Origin of the sequence: Geobacillus proteiniphilus (assembly GCF_001908025.1) — a bacterium.
GTDB classification, from domain to species: Bacteria; Bacillota; Bacilli; order Bacillales; family Anoxybacillaceae; genus Geobacillus; species Geobacillus proteiniphilus.
Genome location: NZ_MQMG01000057.1, coordinates 1 through 21188 on the forward strand (window position 1 = coordinate 1; position 21188 = coordinate 21188).

Annotated in this window: 19 protein-coding genes and 1 pseudogene; 11 read left to right on the forward strand and 9 right to left on the reverse strand. The window is 52.7% G+C overall.

Annotation, left to right across the window (positions count from 1 at the left end):
• Positions 1–202: 202 nt before the first annotated feature.
• The 4 genes from BRO54_RS15970 to BRO54_RS15985 are packed head-to-tail and all read left to right on the forward strand — an operon-like array spanning position 203 to position 3903.
• The gene (locus BRO54_RS15970; RefSeq protein WP_074044569.1) at positions 203–1180 is read left to right on the forward strand and encodes a YncE family protein; all 978 of its coding nucleotides are present in this window, start codon (positions 203–205) and stop codon (positions 1178–1180) included.
• On the forward strand, positions 1177–1851 hold the full coding sequence (locus BRO54_RS15975) for a response regulator transcription factor (protein ID WP_074044570.1): 675 nt from the start codon (positions 1177–1179) through the stop codon (positions 1849–1851). Before BRO54_RS15970 ends, BRO54_RS15975 begins: the two co-directional genes overlap by 4 nt.
• Before the next feature lie 2 nt (positions 1852–1853).
• A complete protein-coding gene (locus BRO54_RS15980) occupies positions 1854–3260 on the forward strand; it encodes a sensor histidine kinase (RefSeq protein ID WP_074044583.1) in 1407 nt (468 codons plus the stop codon).
• A 58-nt stretch (positions 3261–3318) separates the two neighbouring features.
• Positions 3319–3903: a Uma2 family endonuclease gene (locus tag BRO54_RS15985; RefSeq protein WP_074044571.1), complete on the forward strand. Its 585-nt coding sequence runs from the start codon at positions 3319–3321 to the stop codon at positions 3901–3903.
• An 885-nt stretch (positions 3904–4788) separates the two neighbouring features.
• On the opposite strand, the pseudogene BRO54_RS20640 reads toward BRO54_RS15985, so the two are convergent.
• Positions 4789–4944, reverse strand: a pseudogene (locus BRO54_RS20640) (type II toxin-antitoxin system HicB family antitoxin); the annotation flags it as partial.
• Positions 4945–5134: 190 nt separating this feature from the next.
• Here BRO54_RS20640 and BRO54_RS16000 point away from each other — a divergent pair.
• From BRO54_RS16000 to BRO54_RS16030, 7 genes are all read left to right on the forward strand, one after another.
• Complete coding sequence (locus BRO54_RS16000; protein ID WP_074044573.1) at positions 5135–7183, forward strand: methylmalonyl-CoA mutase family protein; 2049 nt, start codon at positions 5135–5137, stop codon at positions 7181–7183.
• Positions 7167–9362, forward strand: coding sequence for a methylmalonyl-CoA mutase (scpA, locus tag BRO54_RS16005; protein WP_074044574.1), 2196 nt, complete (start codon positions 7167–7169; stop codon positions 9360–9362). Before BRO54_RS16000 ends, scpA begins: the two co-directional genes overlap by 17 nt.
• Positions 9359–10507, forward strand: coding sequence for a methylmalonyl Co-A mutase-associated GTPase MeaB (gene meaB, locus BRO54_RS16010; RefSeq protein ID WP_074044575.1), 1149 nt, complete (start codon positions 9359–9361; stop codon positions 10505–10507). The genes scpA and meaB overlap by 4 nt, the downstream gene beginning before the upstream one ends.
• A 32-nt stretch (positions 10508–10539) precedes the next feature.
• A complete protein-coding gene (locus BRO54_RS16015) occupies positions 10540–10977 on the forward strand; it encodes a BrxA/BrxB family bacilliredoxin (protein ID WP_011231850.1) in 438 nt (145 codons plus the stop codon).
• Positions 10978–11149: 172 nt separating this feature from the next.
• Positions 11150–11992 (forward strand): HipA domain-containing protein, encoded by an 843-nt coding sequence (locus BRO54_RS16020; RefSeq protein WP_074044576.1) that lies wholly within the window; start codon positions 11150–11152, stop codon positions 11990–11992.
• 4 nt (positions 11993–11996) lie between these two features.
• On the forward strand, positions 11997–12743 hold the full coding sequence (locus BRO54_RS16025; RefSeq protein WP_041468718.1) for an HIRAN domain-containing protein: 747 nt from the start codon (positions 11997–11999) through the stop codon (positions 12741–12743).
• Between the two features lie 143 nt (positions 12744–12886).
• A complete protein-coding gene (locus tag BRO54_RS16030) occupies positions 12887–13147 on the forward strand; it encodes a nucleotidyltransferase family protein (RefSeq protein ID WP_074044584.1) in 261 nt (86 codons plus the stop codon).
• 134 nt (positions 13148–13281) lie between these two features.
• Here the strand turns inward: BRO54_RS16030 and BRO54_RS16035 are convergent, their stop codons facing one another.
• The 8 genes from BRO54_RS16035 to BRO54_RS16070 all read right to left on the reverse strand — a co-directional run.
• Positions 13282–13914 (reverse strand): hypothetical protein, encoded by a 633-nt coding sequence (locus tag BRO54_RS16035; RefSeq protein WP_074044577.1) that lies wholly within the window; start codon positions 13912–13914, stop codon positions 13282–13284.
• Positions 13907–14773: an ATP-binding cassette domain-containing protein gene (locus BRO54_RS16040; protein ID WP_074044578.1), complete on the reverse strand. Its 867-nt coding sequence runs from the start codon at positions 14771–14773 to the stop codon at positions 13907–13909. Before BRO54_RS16040 ends, BRO54_RS16035 begins: the two co-directional genes overlap by 8 nt.
• On the reverse strand, positions 14757–16778 hold the full coding sequence (locus BRO54_RS16045) for an ABC transporter permease (RefSeq protein ID WP_074044579.1): 2022 nt from the start codon (positions 16776–16778) through the stop codon (positions 14757–14759). Before BRO54_RS16045 ends, BRO54_RS16040 begins: the two co-directional genes overlap by 17 nt.
• 113 nt (positions 16779–16891) lie before the next feature.
• Complete coding sequence (locus BRO54_RS16050; protein WP_074044580.1) at positions 16892–17107, reverse strand: hypothetical protein; 216 nt, start codon at positions 17105–17107, stop codon at positions 16892–16894.
• A 24-nt stretch (positions 17108–17131) separates the two neighbouring features.
• Positions 17132–17791 carry a hypothetical protein gene (locus tag BRO54_RS16055; protein ID WP_025948779.1) on the reverse strand — a complete coding sequence of 220 codons (660 nt, stop codon included), beginning with the start codon at positions 17789–17791 and terminating at the stop codon, positions 17132–17134.
• Complete coding sequence (locus BRO54_RS16060) at positions 17788–18657, reverse strand: ABC transporter ATP-binding protein (protein WP_074044581.1); 870 nt, start codon at positions 18655–18657, stop codon at positions 17788–17790. Before BRO54_RS16060 ends, BRO54_RS16055 begins: the two co-directional genes overlap by 4 nt.
• Positions 18654–20705, reverse strand: coding sequence for an ABC transporter permease (locus tag BRO54_RS16065; RefSeq protein ID WP_074044582.1), 2052 nt, complete (start codon positions 20703–20705; stop codon positions 18654–18656). The genes BRO54_RS16060 and BRO54_RS16065 overlap by 4 nt, the downstream gene beginning before the upstream one ends.
• 118 nt (positions 20706–20823) lie before the next feature.
• A partial coding sequence (locus tag BRO54_RS16070; protein WP_074044585.1) for a hypothetical protein occupies positions 20824–21188 on the reverse strand: 365 nt, incomplete at its 5' end.

Below are 21188 nucleotides of genomic sequence, written 5' to 3' on the forward strand. Positions count from 1 at the left end.
GGTGGTTTTCATCTTTCCGATGGTGACAAAATTTTTTTGTCATGGGAGTCTATATAGTGTCAAAGCATGCGCCGATTGATTAACGATTCCCCCATCGCCATCGATTTGGCGGTGGGGGGGTTGCATGGCGCGATTTCAAACTTCTCTCACAAATGTGATGTATAATGGGGGCAGAAACGAATAGGTGAAGGAGAAACTCGAGATGAAACGAGCGAGCGTATGGATGCTGTTGTGTTTGTTCTTTATGCTAAGCGGCTGCGCCAATCCGTCGTTTCCCCCGGTGGCCGATTCGCTTTCTGTCGTCATCAGCCTCGATGTCAAAGCGGAAACGGTCACCTTTTTGAACGCGAAAAATGGCGGCAAGATCGCCCGTTGGAACATCAACGAACCGTTTCAAGGCGGGGCGTTGAGCCCGGACGGCCGGACGCTTCTTTTGTACGGGCGGGACCTCGACCGCATCTATCGGTACGACCTCGCGACCGGGAAGCTGCTTGGCGAATGGAAAATAGGAAGCGGCATTGTGAGCGCTGCTCCATCTCCGGATGGCCGCACGTGGTTTTTTGGCGACAGCAAACATCACGCGGTGCGCGTTGTGAGCCGGGGCGGGAAAGAGATCGCCCGCCTTTCAGTCGGCCGTTCCCCGATGACGCTGCTTGTCAATCGCCAGGGAACGGAGCTGTATGCCATCGATTTTCAAAACGGCCGCGCCTTTGTCATTGATACGAGCCGCCTCCGTGTCATTCGCTCATTTTCTGTGCCGAAGATGGCGTTAGGCGGATTGATGCGCGAGCGGCAAGGGGAGCTGTGGGTCGGCGGACATGGAAGCGGAAACAAGGTGGAGAAGAATATTCACGTCTATTCGCTTCGAGACGGCCGCTTGTTGCGGACGATTGCCGCCCCGGTCATGCCGGTCGATTTTGTCGAAACGGGCCGCGGCGTGTTTGTGCTAAGCCACGGTTCGAACACGGTCTATCAGTTTTCAAAAGAAGGAAAAAAACTCGCTTCGGCGTCTGTCGGCGCTAACCCGTTTGCGATGAAGGCGGCGTTCGGCCGCTTGTATATCGCGAGCTATGACAGCGATGAAATCATCGTGGTCGACGAAGCGACGCTGCGTCTGCTCGCCCGTTGGAAGACGGGAGACGGCCCGCTGCAGCTGCTCATTCGGGAGGGACGAACATGAGCGAACGAACCATTTTAATCGTGGATGATGAAGAAGAAATGCGTCTGTTGGTCAGCATGTATTTAGAAAACGCCGGCTTTCGCTGCTTGGAAGCGGGAGATGGGGAGGAGGCGCTGGCGCTGCTTTCGCAACATCCGGTTGATGCGGTGCTGTTGGACGTCATGATGCCAAAACAGGACGGATTCGCCGTCTGCGCCCGCATCCGCGAGCAGTCGGACGTGCCGATTTTGTTTTTGACTGCGCTTGGCGAAGAATGGGATAAAGTGAAAGGGTTCAAGCTAGGCGGCGACGATTACATCGTCAAACCGTTCAGCCCGGGAGAGCTCATCGCCCGTCTCGAGGCGGTGCTGCGCCGGGTGCGGCGCGGGCGCGAGCACGACGGACGGTTGCAATTCGGCAAGCTTGCCATCGATGAAAAAGGCCGGACGGTGACCGTTGGCGGCGAACCGGTGAAATTGACGTTGAAAGAGTTTGAGCTGTTGCTGTTTTTGGCGAAGCACAGCGGCCAGGTGTTCAGCCGCGACGATTTGCTCGTCAAAGTGTGGGGATATGATTATACAGGAAACGCCCGCACGGTCGATACGCATGTGAAAACGCTGCGTATGAAGCTGAAAGACGCCGGCCGCTGCATCCAAACCGTATGGGGCATCGGCTACAAGTTTGAGGGATGAACATGAAACGGCTTCGGTTAGGGCAAAAACTATGGCTGTCAATTGGCGCCGCGGTCGTGGCGACGCTGGCGTTTTCCTTTGGCCTTTTGAATTATTTTTACCGGACGGTGTACATGAAAGAAGTCGAACGAACGTTGATCGCGGAAGGGACGAGCCTCGCTCGCGACTATCACGGCGGGGCGGTGACCGAGGCGTACCGGCGCCAAATCGAATGGTATGACGAAAAATCGACGGCCACCATCCTATTGATCGACAACCCGCGCGAACTGAGCGCCTGCTTTCCGTTTCCGGTCCACTATGACGCGCTCGTGAGCGGCCGCGACCGGGAAACGCTGTTAGCCGGGAAGCCTGTTGTCAAAACCGGCTACGAAAAGCGGTTTAGCCGCCGCGTGATGGCGGTCATCGTTCCGCTTTTGGACGGCAAGCGGCTTGAAGGAGCGATTTACTTGTATTTGCCGTTAGCCGATGTCCAAGAAGCAACGAAACGGGCGGCGGCCACGTTTTGGCCGTTGGCCGCCATATTCGCCGCCGCGCTTTTGGTTGTCGGCCGACGGATGGTGCGGCAAATGGTCGAGCCGCTGCAGGCGATGGAACGGGCTGCTGAGCGCATGACGGAAGGACGCTACGAAGCGGGCATCCCAGTGCGGAGTGATGATGAAATCGGCCGCCTGGCGAAGGCGTTCAACCAAATGGCCGACGCCATTGCCAAAGAAGACGAGCGGAAGCGAGAGTTTTTAGCGAACGTCTCGCACGAGCTGCGCACGCCGCTCAGCTATATGAAAGGGTACAGCGAAGCGCTCCTCGCCGGCCTCGCGAAAACGAAAGAAGAAGAAAAGGCGTACCTTCGCCTCATTCATCGCGAAACGGAGCGGATGGAGCGGTTGGTGCGCGATCTTCTTGACCTGGCGCGCCTTGAAGGGCAAAGCGTGCCGCTCGAGCGCGCGCCGGTGGCGTTCGCCCAAGTGATCGAAGATGTCATCGCCACGTACGAACCGATCGCCGCGCAAAAGCGGATCAAACTGTCATGCGATTTGGACTATGACGTCATCGTCAACGGCGACGCCGATCGGCTCGAACAAGTCGTGCGCAACTTGCTTGACAACGCCATCCGCTACACTCCGGCAGGCGGCGCGGTGACGGTGCGGCTTTCCCGCCTGTCGGAAGCAGAAGGCGAGCTTGTCATCCAAGACACGGGAAAAGGCATTCCGAAAGACCAGCTCCCGCTTCTCGGCCAGCGCTTTTTCCGCGTCGACCGCGCCCGCACCCGCAAAGAAGGCGGCACCGGCTTGGGGCTTGCCATCGTCAAACAAATCGTCGCCCTTCATGACGGCGCGATCCAGTTCGACAGCGACCTTGGACGCGGGACCACCGTATTCGTTCGCCTGCCGCTCGTTCGGGAAGAAGAATAAGCATAGTTCAAAAAGCGGGAATTCGATAACCTATACAAATAAGAGGCAGGTGAAACAGATGGATCCATCGGAAAAGAAACAGGCCCCTATGACCTACAAAGAGTATGCGACATGGCCGGAAGGAAAACGGTGCGAGGTCTTGGACGGGAACATCATTAGCATGGCGCCGTCGCCAACACCGGAACATCAATGGATTTCGCTCCAGCTTTCGATCGAATTTGGGATGTATCTCAGAGGGAAGGATTGTCGCGTGTTGGCCGCCCCGATCGATGTGTATCTTTTCGAAGATCATCGAAAGGGATGGATGGATGAAAACGTCCGAAACTGGGTATGCCCCGATCTTGTCGTCATCTGCGACAAAAACAAAATTCAAAAAAACCGCATTGTCGGGGCTCCGGATTTGGTCGTCGAGATCTTGTCCCCTGCCACGGCCAAAATCGACCGGATGGACAAACGGATCGCGTACGAGCGGGCCGGGGTGAAGGAATATTGGATCGTTGACCCGGCGAATCAAGTCGTGGAAGTGTATTTACGTGAGAAAACAGGGACGTTGGAACTTCGCGGAGTGTACAATCGGGATGACGCCGTTTCCGTTCATGTATTGAAGGATTTCTTGATCGATTTGCGAAACATTTTCCAATGAATAAATGGCAGTTGAGATTTTCGCTAAGCGGCGATTTGGAGGGGGACGAGGGAGCATCGTCCAAGAGAGCATGTAACAACGCCCTCTTCCTTTCATCGTATCGTCGCACGGTGGAAGAAGGAGGGCGCTTTCCGTCATATACTTAACCGTAGATGAGCAAATCCGCTAACATACATTTACAACCCGTGGTGCTATATAGATGCAATTTGAAGTTTTCACATTTGTAGCTTTTACTGAGCATTGGATCGACTGTCGGAAGACCGAACAACACCGCTTTCAGCCCCATGTATGGGTCTGAGAAGCAGGTGGTTGTTCGGTCGTCCGTCACGCCAAGGCGTGACGGGGGCAAGCCTGTGGCTTGCCCTCGACAGTCGAAAAATCGATAAGTGGCTTTTCTGTCAAAGATATGTTAAACGTTTTGGTTGCATCTATATAGTTGAGAGCTGACGCTCAACTAGCACCACGGGTTATTTTAAATCAAGGAACGGGTTGCAAAACGCATAACGGATGAATAAAGGGACACAAAAAATCCACTCTTATTGGAGCATCGGTCAACGTTCCTGAAAACCCCTGGTGATCAAGGCATCAATGATGTGAACGAGATGCTTCAAAACCAGTTTGGAGAAATTCAACACTGACCCTAACATTGTAAAAAGCAAGGATGCACCATCGCCGCCTTGGTGTTTCTTTCTCCGTTTCCAACCAACGGCAAACACGCAACCCAATGGGTCTGCTGTGTTGAAACCCGCCAAACGTTGTCTGTTTTTAGCAGACGGCCTTTTTCGTCCATGATATCCGGCAAGTGCGGAATGCAAGAGGCAAAAGAAAAAAGCCGCCCGCAGGCAGGACGGTTGTTTGCGTTCCGGACGCGAATGGCTTTGCCATTTATCGGTCTGTCGCTCCGAGATGTTTTTTCAGGGCTTCTTGGAGGATTTGTGAATCGTTGACATGGTGTTGTTTCGCCAAGTCATCGAGCCATTTCGGGATCGTTCATGTTTTTTTGACCGCTTTGTTTTCCATTTCATGGCGAAATGGTGGCATCAGCAAGTTGTTTGCCTTTTTGTTCATTGCCCAAACGCGGCCGATGTACTACAATAAACATAGAAACCGTTTTTTCCCACGAAAGAGCGATCCGCATGGTGTCTCGTTCGCTCGATTAGGCGAGAAGAGAAAAAACGGCGGAAAAAGAAAGCGGTTTCTTTGTTGAAAAAGACGCAAAGGGGGATGGGGAATGAGCGATGTCGCGAAGATGAAGGAAGCGGCGTTTCCGGCTCCGACGGTGGAGGAGTGGGAGCGGGAAGCGGAAAAGTCGCTGAAAGGCAAGCCGCTCGAGCGGCTTGTATCGATGACGTACGAAAACATTGCGGTCAAACCGCTCTATACGCGCCGTGATTTGGAGGCGCTCGGCCCGCTTGAGCAATACCCGGGCTTTGGCCAGTATGTGCGCGGGGCGCGGCCGGAAGGGTATCGGGGCGAGCCGTGGAAGGTGAGCCAGGAGATTTCAGCAGCGAGCCCGTCTGAATGGAACGAGGCGGTCAAGCACGACTTGCAGCGGGGGCAGACGGAAATCCATCTGGCTCTCGGGCGGCTGCCGTTTGCCGTAGAGTCGGTCGATGATGTGGCGGCGATGTTTGATGGTGTGCCGCTGGACCGCTATTCGCTCCGTGTTGACGCCGGGGCGCGGTCGCTTTCGTTTTTGGCGCTTTTGGCCGCTTATTTAGAGGAGCGGGGAGTGCCGCTATCGAGCGTACGGGGCGCGGTCGGCATGGATCCGCTCGGGGCGTGGGCGGAACATGGGACGCTCCCGTGTTCGCTTTCGCGGCTGTATGATGAAATGTCGGAAGTGACGAAGTGGGCGAAGGAACAGATGCCGAACGTCTGCACGATTCTTGTGCGCGGCGAGCCGTACCATGACGGCGGGGCGAACGCCGTGCAGGAGCTGGCGTTTGCGCTGGCGGCGGCGGTCGAGTACATCCGCGCCGGGCTGGACCGGGGCTTGACGGTCGATGGCATCGCGACGCGGATGCAAGCGTCGTTTGCGGTCGGGGCTGATTTCTTTATGGAAATCGCGAAACTGCGGGCGGCGCGGCGGTTGTTTGCGCAAGTGATCGAAGCGTTTGGCGGCGGTGAATCAACAAGGCGGATCGAGCTGCATGTGCGCACGTCGCACTTTACGAAAACGGTGTACGACCCGTATGTGAACATGCTCCGGGCGGCGGCGGAAGCGTTTGCGGCCGTTGTCGGCGGCGCCGATGGCGTGCACGTGTCGCCGTTTGACGAGGCGATCGGACTCGCTGATGAGTTTTCGCGGCGCATCGCCCGCAACACGCAGCTCATTTTGCTCGAAGAGGCGCATGTGGCGAACGTCATCGATCCGGCGGGCGGCTCGTATTATGTGGAAACGTTGACCGCCAGACTTGCCGAAGAAGCGTGGAAGCTGTTCCAGCGAGTGGAGGAAAAAGGCGGCATGGCGAAGGCGCTCGAAGACGGCTTCGTGCAGGCGGAAGTGGAAGCGGTCGCCAAGCGGCGGCTGGATCGTGTCAAGACGCGGAAGGAAAAAATCGTCGGTACGAACGTGTACGCCAATTTGGAGGAAACGCCGATCGAAAAGCCGAAGCAAGCCGCAGCGAACGAGGTGCCGCCGCTGGATGAAAAGCGGGTGGCCGAGATTCGCAGCGCGCTTGTCGGCGGGAAGTGGATGGAAGCGGCGATTCGTGCGGCCCGTCGTCGAGCAACCGCTCGGGAGATCGCAGCGGCGCTCTCTGACGGAAACGCGTCAGTCCGCATTGCGCCGATTCGGGCATGGCGCTTGGCCGAGCCGTTTGAAACGCTGCGGAAAGCAGCCGAGGAGCATGCCGAACGCACGGGAAGCCGGCTTTCCGTTCACTTGATCAATATCGGGCCGCTTGTCCGCCATCAAGCGCGCGCCGATTTCATCGCCGGGCTGTTTGCGGCCGGCGGGGTGGCGGCTGAGCGGAGCGATGGCTTCGCCTCGGTCGCGGAAGCGGTCGAATGGGTGCGGAACACGAACGGGACGCATTATATCGTTTGCGGCGCCGATGACGATTATCCGGCGTTCGTTCCGGTGTTGGCGAAAGCGTTCAAGCAAGCCAAGCCGAACGCGAAGCTGTATGTCGCCGGAAAGCCGCCGGAAGAGCTCGAGAGAACGTACGCGGACGCGGGCGTGGACGGATCGATTCATCTCGGTTCGAACGCGTACGATGTGATCGTGGCGTTTCTAACGGAAAGAGGGGTGGCGCTTGATGGCGAAGTACGTTGATTTTACAAACATGACGTTTTCCGCCGCAACGGCCGATGTGGATGAGAAACAGTGGAGAGACGCGGTGGAGCGGCGCGTGCAAGCGTCGATCGATGAGCTGTTGTTTCAGACGAATGAGCACATTGCGGTGAAGCCGCTTTATACAAAGAAAGATATCGATGGGCTCGATTTTCTTGATTATATGCCCGGCTTGCCGCCGTACTTGCGCGGGCCGTACCCGACGATGTATGTCGTGCGGCCGTGGACGATCCGCCAATACGCCGGCTTTTCGACCGCCGAGGAGAGCAACGCCTTTTATCGGCGCAATTTGGCGATGGGGCAAAAAGGGCTGTCGGTTGCTTTTGACTTGGCGACGCACCGCGGTTATGACTCCGACCATCCGCGCGTGGTCGGCGACGTCGGCAAAGCGGGGGTGGCCATCGACTCGGTGCTCGATATGAAAATTTTGTTTGACGGCATCCCGCTCGACCAAATGTCAGTGTCGATGACGATGAACGGGGCGGTGCTCCCGATTATGGCGTTTTACATCGTCACCGCCGAAGAGCAGGGAGTGACGCAAGACAAACTGTCCGGCACGATCCAAAACGATATTTTGAAAGAATATATGGTGCGCAACACGTACATTTATCCACCGGAGATGTCGATGCGCATCATCGCCGACATTTTCGCCTATACGGCCAAATACATGCCGAAATTCAACAGCATCAGCATTTCCGGCTACCATATGCAAGAAGCCGGGGCGCCGGCCGATTTGGAGCTGGCGTACACGCTCGCTGACGGGCTTGAGTACGTGCGCACCGGCTTGAAAGCCGGCATTGACATCGACTCGTTCGCGCCGAGGCTGTCGTTTTTCTGGGCGATCGGCATGAACTACTTTATGGAAGTGGCGAAACTGCGGGCCGCGCGCCTCATGTGGGCGAAAATGATGAAAACGTTCAATCCGAAAAATCCGAAATCACTCGCTCTAAGGACGCATTCGCAAACGTCGGGTTGGAGCTTGACCGAGCAAGATCCGTTCAACAACGTCGTGCGCACGCTCATCGAGGCGCACGCGGCGGCGATGGGGCATACGCAGTCGCTCCATACGAACGCCTTGGATGAAGCGATCGCCTTGCCGACCGACTTCTCGGCGCGCATCGCCCGCAATACGCAGCTGTACTTGCAGGAAGAAACGGGCATTTGTCGGACGATCGACCCGTGGGCCGGTTCGTATTACGTCGAGACGTTGACGAACGAGTTGATGAAGCGGGCGTGGGCGCATATCGAAGAAATCGAAAGCTTAGGCGGGATGGCCAAAGCCATTGAAACCGGCATCCCGAAAATGCGCATCGAAGAAGCGGCGGCCCGCCGCCAAGCGCGCATCGATTCAGGAGCGGAAACGATCATCGGCGTCAATAAATACCGCCCGGAAAAAGAAGAGCCGATCGACATTTTGGAAGTCGACAACACTGCCGTGCGTCAGCGGCAAATCGAGCGGCTGAACGAGCTAAAGGCGACGCGCGACAACGAACAGGTCGAAGCGGCGCTTGACGCCATCACGAAAGCGGCGGAAACGGGCGAGGGGAACTTGCTCGAGCTTGCCGTCCAAGCGGCGCGCGTCCGGGCGACGCTCGGGGAAATTTCGTACGCGATCGAAAAAGTGGCGAGCCGCCATCGCGCCGCCATCCGCTCGATCAGCGGCGTTTACAGCTCGGAATACAAAAATGAAGCGCAGCTGGAACGGGTGAAGCGACGGGTTGAGCAGTTCGCCGAACTCGAAGGACGCCGCCCGCGCATCTTGATCGCGAAAATGGGGCAGGACGGCCATGACCGCGGGGCGAAAGTAATCGCCACGGCGTTTGCCGATTTAGGGTTTGACGTTGACATCGGCCCGCTCTTTCAGACGCCGGAAGAAACGGCGCGCCAGGCGGTCGAAAACGACGTGCACGCCGTCGGCATCAGCTCGCTCGCCGGCGGGCATAAAACGCTCGTGCCGCAGCTTGTCGAGGAGCTCGGCAAACTCGGCCGCGATGATATTTTGGTCGTCGTCGGCGGCGTCATCCCGCCGCAAGACTACGCGTTTTTGTATGAGCACGGCGCCGCCGCCATCTTCGGACCGGGCACGGTCATTCCGGAAGCGGCGGAAAAAGTGTTGGATGAAATTTACGCCCGGCTTGGCTATGAGGAAGTGAACCAATGAACTGCGAAGAGAAACGGCGGGAACAGGCAAGCGGCCAGAGCGCAGTTTCGGACGGGCAGCCGCGGCGTCCGGAATGGGCGGACGGCGAGAGCGCGTCGTCGTACGTGCAAGCCGAGCGCCCACCGGCGCCGAAGCGGCTCGTGCGGCGAAAAGAACGATCGGTTAAAGAATACGTCCAAGGAGTGCTCGCCGGCGACCGCACCATTTTGGCGCAGGCGATTACGCTTGTCGAAAGCAATGCGGCCAGGCATATGGATCTCGCCCAGCAAGTGCTCAATGAACTGCTTCCGCACGTCGGCCGCTCGATTCGCATCGGCATCACCGGCGTGCCGGGGGCGGGGAAAAGCACGTTCATTGAAGCGTTTGGCACGTTTTTATGCGAGCAGGGCCATCGCGTCGCCGTCTTGGCCGTCGACCCGACGAGTTCGTTGACCGGCGGCAGCATCCTCGGCGACAAAACGCGGATGGAGGCGCTCGCCCGCAATCCGCTTGCTTTCATCCGTCCGTCCCCATCGGGCGGGGCGCTTGGCGGCGTACACCGAAAAACGCGCGAGACGATGATGCTGTGCGAGGCGGCCGGCTATGACATCATCCTCGTCGAGACGGTCGGCGTCGGGCAAAGCGAGTTTGTCGTCCGCGGGATGGTTGACTTTTTCTTGCTGCTCGCCTTAACCGGCGCCGGCGACGAGCTGCAAGGCATGAAGCGCGGCATCATGGAGCTGGTGGACGCCATCGTCATCAACAAGGCGGACGGCGATAATAAAGAAAAAGCAAAAGCGGCGCAAAAAGAATACAACCAGTTTCTCCATTACCTCCGCCCGGCCACGCCCGGCTGGGAGACGAAAGCGTACACATGCTCGGCGCTTTTGGGAGAAGGGATCGCCGACATGTGGCGCATCATTCAAACGTTTGTCGAGACGACAAAGCAATCCGGCGTGTTTGATGACCGCCGCCGCCAGCAGCAAAAAGACTGGATGCACGCCATGATCAAAGAATATATCGAAACGCGCTTTTTCGCCGACCCGATCGTGAAAGAAAAGCTCCCGATGCTCGAGAACAGCGTCATTTCCGGCGCCAAGCCGGTCACCGCCGCCGTCCGCGAGCTGATCGAGGCGTATGAACGGAAGCGGGGCGGTGAACTGTGATATGATAAAGGCAAATCGAAGGAGGTGTCACGATGTTCCAATTTCAATTTCCGCTCTATAACGACATCGTCGAACAAGCGCGGCGCGAAGCGGTCGAAGCCGGATTTGAAGAGCTGCGCACGCCGGAAGACGTCGATGCGGCATTCCGCCGTCCGGGCACAACGCTCGTGCTCATCAACTCGGTGTGCGGCTGCGCCGGCGGCATCGCCCGTCCGGCAGCGGCCCACGCGGTTCATTACGACAAGCGCCCGGACCATTTGGTGACCGTCTTTGCCGGCCAAGACAAAGAAGCGACCGCCCGCGCGCGCGAATATTTTGTCGGCGAGCCGCCATCCTCGCCGTCGTTCGCCTTGTTAAAAGACGGAAAATTGTGCGCCATGCTGCACCGCCACGACATCGAAGGGCACGAACCGGTCGCCGTCGTGCAAAAGCTGCAGGCGCTGTTCGATGAATATTGTGAGGAAGTGTGAGCGAAAGCGCCCGAAGCCTTCTTTGGCTTCGGGTGTTTGCATGGTCATGATTGTTTGTGATCATGTGTATGAAGATTTGGATAAAGGCAAACAGCAATGCATATGGTATAATAACTTTAAATGGGGTTCTCTTATGATCAATTTTTAAAAAACTAGAAAAAGGATCATCATTATGGGTTTACGTGATGTTAGCGATTGGAAAAAAGATGAGGAGCGGCAAGCCTCTGGTACAAGAGAGAAGTTCTGGTTGATTCATCCAGATAATACCCATCGTTATTTATTTAAAATTCCTAAGGAAAATACTGGAGAAGCGTGGGCGGAGGTTGTCGCATCAAAAATTGGCCAACGGATAGGGTTAAACATGATGGAGGCCGATTTAGCCGTTTATGATGGAATAGTAGGGGTTTTGTCTAAAAATTTTGTTTTCGATAGTGAAGAATTTTATGAAGGCGGCGATTTATTCTTTACAATTACGGAGGACTTTGATCGCTACAATTTAAAACATTATCATTTCCCTAATATAATAAAAGTATTATTTGAATTTCACCTTGAAAAAAAGTTTGTGCAAATTCCTATATTTGACGCACTAATTGCAAATCAAGATCGTCATTGTGATAACTGGGGGATTATTGTTCACCACACTAGTTGCAAGCTTGCACCTATATATGATAATGGGGCGTCACTAGGGTATCAATTGAAGGAAGAACGTATTCTAAAAATGTTTCAAGATCAGAGAATGTTTGATGCGTTTACAAACCGGAGTTTCTCTTTAATCGGCCTTCCTCACAAAAAGAAGCCTAAATATAAAGAGCTACTGAGTTTCATTTATGGATTATATCCAAAGGAAGTAAAGGAGGAAATTGATCGTATCAGTCAAATTAATGAGCAACAAATCATAAGTGTTTTAGAGGGTATTTCAGAAAACGCCATGAGTAAAATTCACAAAGAATGGGTATTAAAGTTATTACAGTATCGAAAGGAATGGCTCTTAAATTGGTATATGGAGGTGAGGTAAGGTGGTGCGCCCTTTTGTGCTGTGGTTAATTTGGCAAAATGAATATACTCGGCAGCGATATCATATTGGAAATTTATTGCATGATGGAGAAAAATATGTATTTTATTACGAACACAGCAGGAAAAGAAGAGGATTACTCGAGGCCCTAGAAAACGGTTACAAGCCTCATTTAGCCTTTCGGGATATGGAAAGAAAATATGTTTCAGACAAATTGTTTGGACCGTTCGAGCGACGTTTGCCTGACCGGCGCCGTCCGGATTTTTTAGAAATTTTGCGGACATACGGTTTGCCGCGCGATTGTACAGATATGGATTTGTTACGGGCTACCGGTGGTAAACTTGCGACAGATTCTTATGAATTTGTAGCGCCTATTTATGTATCGGGAAATCATTTCGATTTTGATTTTTATGTCGCGGGTTGGAGATATTACGAGGGAAATCGAGTGATTCAACATCTTAAAGTGGGGGATGAGGTACATTTTCGATTAGAGCCGGAGAATAGGCAAGATTCTAAAGCAGTAGAAGTGTTGACAGATAAAGGATGCAAGCTAGGATATATTCCTGCTTTCTATAGCGAGTTTATGTTTAACCTTATTCAAAACAACGGGCGTTATACGGCGAGAATTGAATCAATTCATGTTGAGGCTTTTCCGCAGCGTAAAGTAAATATAAGTGTCTACGGCGAGTTCTTTCCATCTTGCCAGACGCAAGATCTCGATATGCTGCATCAAATATCGTTAGAAGTGATTTAGTCTGTTCACTGTTTTCTGAAGTAGGCATGTTTGATTTCAGATGAATGAATATGTCCACAAAATCGAAGCGCTACTCGAATAGATCAAAAAAGAAGTGATCGACCGTGAGCTATGGAATTAGCCCGACCGTGTTTGAACGGCTGATGGCGTATTTCGCCGGCGAGGAGGAGATTCAAAAAGTCGTGTTGTTCGGCTCGCGGGCGCGCGGCACGGCCCGCTACAACTCCGACATTGACTTGTGCGTGGACTACACCGGCAAACAAAAGTGGAAAATCAAAGAGGATATTGACGAGATCGTCGGCATTTATTCGTGCGACGTGCTTTTTTTCGACGCGCTGAACGAAGCGATCCGGCGCGAAATCGAGCGCGACGGGAAGACGATTTATGAGAAAGCCCGCTCATGAACCGTGCCTCTTTTTTGTGTCCAGGACGGTCTGTCCCGTATTGCGGAGATGAGGTGGGGGCGGACGGGTGCGTCCAATGAACGGAGACCACACCAACAAGCCCCCCACATTCCTCTGTTGGGTTCCGCCCTCGTTTACCAAAACTCCCGTCCAATCAAAATGGCGGCGATCACAATGCCCGCCCCCAGCCACATCATAGGAAGAAGGAGGGACAGCGAGTCGGCCGGCGCTTGAAACAAAAACAGATGCGGCCACGGCATGAACGTCCCTTGCGTCGCGACTTCCATAAAGGTATAGACCGCGATGACCGACAAGGCGACATCCAGGCTGCGGAAGACGCATAACATGGCAAGTCCAATCAACTGGTAAAACGAAAACAACAGAAACAGGTGCACCAAAACGGGAGCGGTGAGAAACATCGTTCCATGGATCCATATGACCGCCAAGACAAGAAGAACGATGCATCCCCCATGCAAAACGGCATAGCGAAGCAAGTCGAGGACGACCGCTTTCCGATAATACCATAACACCGCCTCTTTCGCCCCCTCGTCATACAAATGGCGGTACAAAAAGACGAGATGCCATCCGGCGATCGGCACGGCGATGCCTTGGATGACAGTGTAGGGCAAAAACGGTTCGTCGGAGCGGGCGGAAAAGATCACCATCAACCCCACGCACAGCCCATACGCGAGAAACGGAAACCAGTACAATCGGCCGAGCAAGCGGCGGTCAAAGGAAAAATGATGGGCGATCGTCTTCTTATCCATGCGCTTCCGCCTCTTTCAACAACGCCAAATATCCGTCCATCAGCCGCGGGGCGACAGGCCGGCCGATCGGGTTCTCCGATAGGACGCGCACGACGACGTGGGAAGGCTCTTCGTTCATTTGGACGACTTCGTTGGCGGCCATAACCGAGTCGAGTTCCTCAAACGGCACGTCCAACTCATACGTATAAGGAGCGGCTTTTTGCTTGAGCTCGTCCGGGCTGCCTTCAAACAGCACCACGCCGCGGTCCAAAACCCCGATTTTGGCGCACAAAAATTCAATGTCCTCGACAAGGTGCGAAGAGATGACGATCGTATGATCTTGCCCCAGCCGCTTCAACAAATTGCGAAACCGCACGCGCTCGCGAATATCGAGCCCGGCCGTCGGTTCGTCAAACAGGAGGATGGACGGCTCCCGAAGCAGCAGCATGGCGATGCCCACCCGCCGCCGCATGCCGCCGGACAGCTCGCGCATGGGTTTATGCATGTGCGAAGACAAGTTGACTTGTTCGATGACCTTTTCGATTTTAGGCCGGCAGGCGGCGGGATGTTCTCCTTGCAATACCGCGAGATGCTCGAGCACTTCATACATCGTCAGCTCCGGGTAAATCATAAACTCTTGCGGCAAATAGCCGATCTCGTTCACCCGTTTCACTCTCGTGCCGGTGCTGATCGGTTCGTCTCCGAGCAACACCCGCCCCTCATTGAAATCCAACAGCCCGGCCAAAATGCGCATCAATGTCGTCTTGCCGGCGCCGTTTGGTCCAAGCAAGCCGTACACGCCGGAGATGGTGAGGGAGACATCCGATAAAATCGCCTTTTTTTTCACGATTTTCGTCAATCCTTCAATGGTGACTGCCAACGCCTTTCACCTCCTGCATCATCTCGAAGACGCGGTCCCATGTCCAAGCATCGTCCATGTTCTCATACCATGTCCGCAAAAATTGTTGTTTTTGGTCTACGCCAAGCGGCTGAAAATCATCATAAATCGATTCAATCTGCTTCTGCACGGATCGCGGCTGCGACTCGAACCACTCGCTTTTGGAGCTCCAGTCGATCACCGGCAGGCCATTTTTTTGCATCAACCAGCGGGTGGCCAGCGAGATCCACTCGTTGTACATGATCCGCGATCCTTTCGGCGGCACGGAAAGCCGGAGTATTTTTTCATAATAATCGTGTTCCACATGATAGGTGCCAATCGAAAAAAAGCTCGTGTTATAGACAAGATGGTCATTGGCCATAAACGAGGATAGCCCCCAACTTGAGAATACAATGGATTTCGGCAGCGATGGAACCGCCGTTGATGCGATTTGTTGTACATAATGAAACGTTTTTTCCAACTGGCGGATGACAGTCGGCGCCCGTTCCGCCATGTGCGGCCAGTCGGCCGGGTAGGTGATCTCATATCCTTGATAGACGAGTTGATGTCCTTGCCCTTTGATCAAGGTGACCGCTTGCGCCTTCCCTCGGTAAACCTTTCCACGCTTTGGCACATTGCAAAACAGCACATCGCCGTCCACGTCCAAGGTAAAGGTGTACGTTTCATTTGGAAAGAATTGATCAGTGAACGCCCCATCCCAAGCTTTCATCCCCGCCACCCGATATTCATCAATCCGATACATGTGCGAAGCTCTCCTTTTCGGATACCACGCCCGATCCGCCAGCAGGACGATGCGGCCGTTGGTGTGCGGGATGAGGGCCGTATCGACGATCTTATAGGAAAAGGTGAGCGTCAAGGTTCGTTTGGGCAGCCACACGGTCACGAGATCGCCGTTTCTCGTAAACTTGACGGGCTGATGGTCCGCTTCAATCGAGTGAAGCGGATACAAATGGTACAGTTGAAACGTTGGCCGGTTCGTTTCCAAATGGGACAAGGCCACGCGCACGACAGCGCGCGATCCATGCAAGGAAAGGTCGTACGACTGAATACGGTAGCGCAAATCGGCTTTTACCTCTTGTTTCATCTGGCGGTATTCCTCAAGTTCGGTCGTCTGATCGGCCCGGGTGAACGCCTTTGTGTTCGTTTGCAAGGAGTTGTAGGCGGTTAGGACGATAAGAAACGGGAAGACGAGCAGCGCTTTTAGGACTGTGTTTCGTTCCTTTTTCGTCTGCGTCCAGCGGATCGACGACAGCAAGGACAATGCGGCAAGAGCAAGAAGCCATGCAGCGAATTTCCATTCCCCGCCGCGATCGACCTCAAATCCGATGTATGAATCATACACATGTTGGATCATATGTTTCCCGATAAACAGCAGCGACGCCCAGTCGCGGGCATGAACGGTTTGGGATACATCGATGAACAGCTCCGTCGTCATCGGTCCGGTCAGGATCCACACAAACAAAATAGCGAAAAAACTAATTCTTTTCGTGCCGAACAGCATCGCGATGATGACGCCGTACAGAACGGTGAACACGAGCGGCCCGAACAGGTAGACGGCGAGAAACCGCAGCAGCGACAAATACAGATCCGAAGGCTCCACCCCGATCAAGACATACACGAGGGAAAACACCCCGTAGGCCATCATCAGCATGATCCCTTGGCACAGCGTATGAACCGCGAACAAGGCGCTCATTTTCTCGAGCAGAATCCGGTAGCCATCGGCGAACCATGACGAAACGCCGTAAAGAAGTTCTTTTGAATAGAGAAGATAGAAAAACACGATGTAAAAGATCGATACGATTTGGACAAGCATGAACACTTCAGAGGGCAATTCCCCAGAGTATTCCATGCCTGAGTTCATATCGTCTGAAAAGAATAAAAGGAATCTGATAAGCAACAAAACAAAAAATAGTGTGCTGGCACCAACGTATAGCTTACTTCTCAACAGTTTTTTTAGATAAAATAAGACGAGAAAATTCCACCTCATAGCTGATCAACCGCTTTCTTTCCGAGAAGTTGACAAAAGAAAAATGCGGTCATGGATCGCCCCATTCTTTTTAGGCGTATCCCTGACTCCCTCATCATCCGGATTCGGTATATTTATTTGACGGTAATGGTCACATATCCTCTTGAGCCAATCGTTTGACCAACAATTTGGCCATAGTATTTAGCCTGATTGGTTTGAGTAAAGTTGCGCGTTTCTTCTTGACCGGGATTAAGCCAGTTGGTGGAGGCGACGACGCTGTCGGGCCACCAATCAATCGATTTGTAAGCATAGCCTCTCGTTTGGGTGGGGAAGCCGTTATTTGCGGCCAAACGTCAATGATCCCCTGTCTGCTTTTATTGAGGTTTCCGATCTCCTTTGCTGATCCATACAATGGTGATGAATGCTGCTAGAAAGATGGACAGCGTTAACATGATGAATTTGTTGATGAGCATCGGTTCCCAAACCGGCGGCTCGAACAAAAAGATATGCGGCCAGGGCATGAACGTTCCTAATGTGGCCACTTCAAGCACCGTATAAATAAAAATGACTGTCAGTGCGATATTGGTGTTTTTTGTAAGAACAAGGGAGGCAGTGCTGAAAAATAGGTAAAAGAACGTCAATAGAATGAAATGAATGAGATTCAAAAAAGACAAAGAAGAAACTCCATATTTCCACATGAATGCCCCGCTTAGCACGACAACCCCCAACAAATGGATGAAAGAATAACGTACGATATCGATCCAAACCCATTGCCTATAGTAAGGGACAAGCGTTTCTTGCGCTCCGTCTTCATACAGTTCGCCGAACCGATAGATGAGGCACCAGCCGGAAAACGGGATGAACAGCCCTTGGATGATAATCACATTGTCGTAAATACTTGGCGATTTGCGGGGAACAAACAAAATAAGCAACAGCGATAGGATGAACATCGCCGGTGGAACAAAAAATGCTCCGCCCATTGTCTTGCGGTCAAACACGAATGCGGTTCGCATCCATTCGATGTAAGCTTTCATCTTGGTTCCCCTCTCCTGACAACAGCCAAATAGCCATCGATCAATCGCGGCGCCACCCGTCTCCCCCCTGTTCCCCCATTTTTGGAGAACACTCGCGCGTGAATGCCATCCTCTTCTTCGAGAAGCTGCACCACTTCTCTCGTTGCGATCAAGTCATCCAATTCTTCGGGGTGTATGCAATATTCCCATACGCAGCCTTTTGCGCGGGACTTCAGCTCAGACGGCGTGCCTTCAAACAACACTTGCCCTTGTTTTAAAACCCCAATTTTGGTGCACAAAAACTCAATGTCTTCCACAATGTGCGAAGAAATGACAATAGTATGCTCGGAACCAAGCTGCTTGAGCAGATGGCGAAAGCGGATTCGCTCTTCAATATCCAAGCCGGCAGTCGGCTCGTCAAACAGCAAGATGGACGGCTTTCGCGTCAATAAATGAGCAATTCCCACCCGTCGCCGCATTCCGCCGGACAGCTCGGACATCTTTTTCGTCTCATGGCCGTTCAAGTTCACTTTTTGAATTGCTTCGGCAACGGCCGCGTGCCGTTCGCGTTTGTCCATCATTCCTTGCAATAAAGCGAGATGGTCAAGCGCTTCTTCGACCGTAATGTTTGGATAGACCATGAAATCTTGCGGCAAATAACCGATCCGTTCATGAGCTTTCACATATTTTCCTTTGGTGCAGCTTCGTTCGTCGATCGCCACCTGCCCTTCATCCATGGGTGTCAAGCCGGCCAATATTTTCATCAATGTCGTCTTGCCGGCTCCGTTCGGTCCGACTAACCCGTAAATCCCTTCCATGCAAAGCGATACGTTCGATAAAATGAGTTGTTTTTTGATTCGTTTCGTGACGCTGGATACATGGATCATGTCTGTCCCTCCTGAACCATGCGGATGAGTTGTATCGCTTTCTCCCAGCTGCCATCTGCTCCTTCCCTCATTTGTTTGTACCATAAAGCCAAAAATTTTTGTTTTTTCTCATCGGATAAGCGTTCATACTCCCCAGACAGCTGCCTCAGCACTTCCTCTGTTTTCCCGTCAGGAGAGTCGACTGACAAAGCCAAATCAAACGTCAAATCTCCTCCGGAATAGGGAAGGGCTAATTGTTGTTGGAACCATCTTGCCAGCAACGCTTGAAACACTTCTTTTTGCATCGATGAATGTGCTCCCCTCCAAAGAAGTCCTTCTGTTATGATTTCCGGCAAATACATCAATGTTCCTTCTTGGGAGCGAAGGGAATATGGCGTATCAATTTGAAGAAGCAAATGATCGCTGCTATATACGCTCCGTTGTTCACCATGGGGAGCGAGCAACACGATGTTCGTCGGCAACTTTGCCTCTTTTAAATCGAACATCTGCACGATGTCATGGTGGATGCGCCGTACATGACGTTCGAAAACCGGCCAATCCCGCTCAAGATTCGGCCAATCGGCGGGGTGCACGATCTGCCACGGCCCGATTTTTTCCTTCAAAAACATTCCCGCTACGGCTGTAATGCCGCCGGACACAACTCCTTCGTACGTTCCGTCGCTTCGGCGCGGCAAATTCGTATAAAACGGCGCCGTTCCGTGAAACGACAACGTATAGCGGATCGGATGGCTCGGTTGCATCGATACAGGCACCGGACTGGAATGAACGTTCACAAAGGCAAACGGCGCATGGTCGGCTTTTGTCGGCACCCAGCTGAAATCGCTCGGCAAAAACAAATAGTGCGGTGAAATGGGAATTTGCGCGGAATCGTTCATTTGATACTCAAACGTCCATTCGTCGGTCAAGCGATTGGGTGACCGTTTGACCGTGATGACATCCCCCTGTTGAATAAACGGCAGCTGTTTTCCGGTTTGATCGGTGATTTGCTTCAGAGAAAAATGATGATAAAGCACGAACGACAGCGTGTCGCCCCGAATTTGTCGCAAGGTCACTTTCACTTTCGCATGTACACCGTTTTTGGCCTCCAGCTGAATGTCGTACCGTTCAATCGAATAGTGCAATGTGCTCGGTTTGATTGTTGGATCATGAGTTTGATAGTAAACATTTTCTTGAGCCAAATCAGCGTAGCTAAACACCAGTTTGCTTCCTGTGAAAATATGCGGAAACAACCAAGCATCACCCGACAAAAGCAAAGCAACGCCCATGATAATGGCCGCTTTCTCCTTTGTAGTGCGGGCCGTTTTCCAAAGAATGGCCCATACCGCCATCATCGACGCTAGGATCCAAAACAATATTTTCATATACGTCGGAAGGCTGACGCTGTATCCAATGACGTCACGAAATACATCGTCCATATTCAACGGACCGATGTAGAACAAACTACGGATGTCGGAAAAGGGGATGCGATGGAAATAACGGGAAAACAATTGTGTATTCATCGGGCCGATTGCCAGCCAAATGACCATCATCCAGGCAAAGCTTAATCGGTTTTTCCCAAACAATAGAGCAGTGAAAATACCAAGAAAAAAGGCAAATACGAACGGCAATAGCCAATATACGGCAATATACGATGCCGTTTCGGTATACAACGAAGAAAAGGGAAGGCTCCATGTCCGATAAAACTGCCATACGAGCACAACTTGCAGACCGGTGAAGAATGCAAGAAACAACAGGTGATTGGCGAACAAGGCGGCGATTTTCAACGCTGTGATGCGCAGTGAACCGGCAAACAAAAGATTGGCGCCAAATCGGTATTCATCAGAGAACAACTTGTAAAAAAACACCATAAACAGCAGCATTGTCGCTTGGACGATTAACGTCATTTCCCCGACAAAATTTCCATAATCCGTCTTACCAAAGGAATCGTACTGGCGAATGAGAAAGCGCATCATCAGCATGATTAACAAAAATGTGTATGTTCCCATATAGAGAATGCTTTTTCCCATCTGTTTGGCGTAAAACCACGATAGGCGAGTAAACAAAGCCATAAGGGGTCACTCCATTTTCAGCATGGTCGCATCCATCAACGATAAAAGGAAGCAAGCGAATGCCGGTGTGATGGAGCCGTGTTGACATTCGCTTGCTTGTTGAATGAAGCGTGCAAACTTAATTCACGGTCACTTTTGCTTCGCCATAAATAGATGTCGCGTTGGCTTGTGTGTATGCTTCAGCATAGTAGAAAGACCCGTTTTCAGCTGTAAAAGATTTTTTTACTGTTTGTGATGGATAGGCTATTGCCGAAGCAACTGTTGAATCAGGCCACCAGTTGATTTGTTTTTTGGCATACCCTTGTACATAAAATGCTGGACCTGATGAAGAGACGGCCAATGTTCCAGAAGCCCCAGTAGCTTTCACTGGTGTTCCTGTGGCAGAACTAGCCCCCGGTGAAATATGCGCAATGGAAGTGCCGGCGGCATAAACAGATCCAGCAATGCTGAGAACCAACACTAAAATGAATAGTGGTAGCCCCC